The sequence below is a fragment of the uncultured Caballeronia sp. genome (genome assembly GCF_964243625.1).
Taxonomy (GTDB): Bacteria; Pseudomonadota; Gammaproteobacteria; order Burkholderiales; family Burkholderiaceae; genus Caballeronia.
Genome location: NZ_CAXTGZ010000749.1, coordinates 2187 through 2700 on the forward strand (window position 1 = coordinate 2187; position 514 = coordinate 2700).

Below are 514 nucleotides of genomic sequence, written 5' to 3' on the forward strand. Positions count from 1 at the left end.
GTGGGGTGCGGGCGTCAGCTATCAGCTCGGTGCCACCTTGCTCAAGCGATCTATACGACGACTTATCTCGATGACGCTTAAATCGGATCGGGCACGCAGCACGATTCGTTGGCAATCAGGATCGGCGAGGCTAGCGTTCAGTATTACTTCATCCCGTTTTTGTCGGCAGGTTTGGCCTATGCGTACACGTCATTGAGCAACGAATTGCTTCTCGGGCAGGTGACGGCAGGAGCCGACTATGCGCTGTCCAAGCGCACCGACGTCTACCTGCTCGCGGTCGAACAGCGTGCCACCGGAGCGGGCGCCGTTGCCACGATCACGACGATCGCCAATTCGAGTTCAAGAAATCAGAACCAGGCTCGGTTAGGAATCCGTCACATATTTTAGACGATCAACTACTCCAACGATAGGTGTAGTGCGGCTGGACGTCGCCGCGAAAGTGACGTCTTTCAATCGACTGCACGGAGAATTTTATGAAGGCCATTGTTCAATCGCACACCGGGCCAGCGAATGT

1 protein-coding gene and 1 pseudogene (1 of these 2 running past the window's edge) are annotated in these 514 nt (G+C 55.3%); both read left to right on the forward strand.

Translation table 11 applies throughout. The annotated features are described in order from the left end of the window. A pseudogene (locus tag ACFFAR_RS30330) lies at nucleotides 1-196 on the forward strand (porin) (it extends 689 nt beyond the left edge of the window). Next, on the forward strand, nucleotides 193-387 hold the full coding sequence (locus ACFFAR_RS30335) for a hypothetical protein (protein ID WP_375509128.1): 195 nt from the start codon (nucleotides 193-195) through the stop codon (nucleotides 385-387). Before ACFFAR_RS30330 ends, ACFFAR_RS30335 begins: the two are co-directional and overlap by 4 nt. Nucleotides 388-514 lie beyond the last annotated feature (127 nt).